Raw genomic sequence first — 1,632 nt, 5'->3', positions numbered from 1 at the left:
GGTGATGCCGAGTTCGTCGGCTGCGATCTTGGCGAGGACCTTGGCGGCATTGGCGATGCGGGCCTGGGCGCCGGCGACGCGGGCGCGCATGGCGGCCGCCGCGGCCTCGAGAAGCTGGGCTCGAACCTCGGCGGCGGAGGGACCGGAGCTGCGCCTGGGGGCATAGAACCCGGGCGCCCAGCCGTTCGGGCGGCGATGTCCGGGTCAGCGCCACAATCCGGGACCGCACCCGCTGCGAAATCCCGCGTGGCCGGCCCGGCCGCTCCAGATCGATCAAACCGTCCAGCCCGGACCGCTCATATCGGTCCAGCCACTTGTACACCGTCGGTTTCGTCGCTCCCGACAACCGCACGATCTCGGCCACCGAACGACCGTCCGCCCACCACAGAACAATCTGCGCACGAGCCGCGACCGACCCGTCATACCCGCCCTCACCGACCACCGATTCAAGCGCCGAACGCTGCCGCTTCGAAAGATCCACAATCGGCATGATCTCACTCGGGGCAAGAGTAAAGCTACTTCAGATACGGGGCACTAGTTGGGCGAATTGGGCCGACTGCCAGGCTGGCTGCCAGCTCGATCAATCTCTCCAGTGCCGGTTCCGGAAACACTCCCGTTTCGTATGAATGGCCACATGCCAACCAACCGACGTTCAGCATCATGCACGGTATTTCAGGTGGCCTTGGAGGACAATTCGTGCGCCAATATTCATATTTTGACACGTCTTTATAATATATGCCAATCAGTGACCCAAAGTCGATGGTCTGCTTCGACATGCCGCCCAATGACACGGCCCCACGTCTACCTCACTTCATTTTCAGGAAAGCTCCCCATAAAGGTTACATATCTTACGTCCCCGTCAAGCAAGGTCATCCTAAATGCGTCCCAACGGCGTCTAGCGAGCGTCAAGGTCTCCGCTGCGGAAGAACCTTCATCGCGCTGGAAGTACCAGCCCTCACCTGTGGAACCGAATCCATCACTGAGCGGCTCCCAAAGGTCTCCGCCCGTCGGTACGAACCCCGACGCCACAAGCGCCTCGAAGACCTCGTCACAATTAGCGACAGGAAATGCGTACTCGAAGGATCCCTCGCTACTCAGGTCAACGGCCAGGGCCTGCAACCTATGCGGAAGTGCCGCGAGGAGTCGTTCTTGCTTCGGTGCCGCCACTACTTCATTCTCCGATCAAAGAATCTGTGGTTGATCATTCCATCTGGCTCAATGATCCAATGAAATGTCCCTTGTCTACCGTTAACCGCCCCCGGCAGCTTAACATGGATCCTAAGAACGCCATCGCCGCCAGCAATTTCGGAGGCATCTCTTGCCATGGGAATTGTGTCGATAATTGCCGGGAATCCGTGATTGTCGCCGCTTTCGATCTGATCTCGAACTTTTTGTGTATATGTCGTTCCCTCTAGCGGATTAACCAAGTCATTCGGGTCGGCATGGTGGTCGGTGGCTACCCCATCTTTATCGACAGAGAACCTGGGTTGAGTCCCATCACGGAAATCTGGTGCGGCGTCGGCGGCGGCTCTGGCTGTGTTGGCGGCTTTTTCGGCGGCTTTGAGGGCTCGGTTGGCCTTGAACCAGTCCTTGATGCCTCCGGCGATGTCGGAGACGGCTCCCCAGAGGCGT

The 1,632-nt window shown here is 59.3% G+C and carries 3 protein-coding genes and 1 pseudogene; all 4 read right to left on the bottom strand.

Annotated features, from left to right (window positions below; all coding sequences use genetic code 11):
- Nucleotides 1–490 (bottom strand): helix-turn-helix domain-containing protein (locus ACFPZN_RS55945; protein WP_378293552.1); only part of this gene is annotated, 490 nt, incomplete at its 3' end.
- Between the two features lie 25 nt (nt 491–515).
- Nucleotides 516–776 carry a DUF7919 family protein gene (locus tag ACFPZN_RS56875; RefSeq protein ID WP_464043298.1) on the bottom strand — a complete coding sequence of 87 codons (261 nt, stop codon included), beginning with the start codon at nt 774–776 and terminating at the stop codon, nt 516–518.
- A gap of 25 nt (nt 777–801) precedes the next feature.
- Nucleotides 802–1,167 carry an Imm40 family immunity protein gene (gene imm40, locus ACFPZN_RS56870; protein WP_464043300.1) on the bottom strand — a complete coding sequence of 122 codons (366 nt, stop codon included), beginning with the start codon at nt 1,165–1,167 and terminating at the stop codon, nt 802–804.
- Nucleotides 1,167–1,632 (bottom strand): annotated as a pseudogene (locus ACFPZN_RS55940) (hypothetical protein); the annotation flags it as partial. The gene imm40 and the pseudogene ACFPZN_RS55940, both read right to left, overlap by 1 nt.

This window comes from Actinomadura rugatobispora (genome assembly GCF_042656285.1).
GTDB lineage: Bacteria > Actinomycetota > Actinomycetes > Streptosporangiales > Streptosporangiaceae > Spirillospora > Spirillospora rugatobispora.
This window is presented reverse-complemented; position numbering and strand designations above follow the sequence as displayed.

Coding starts and splice junctions, on each gene's coding strand:
- ACFPZN_RS56875 (WP_464043298.1), bottom strand. CDS start 776: ATGTCGAAGCAGACCATCGACTTTGGGTCACTGATTGGCATATATTAT.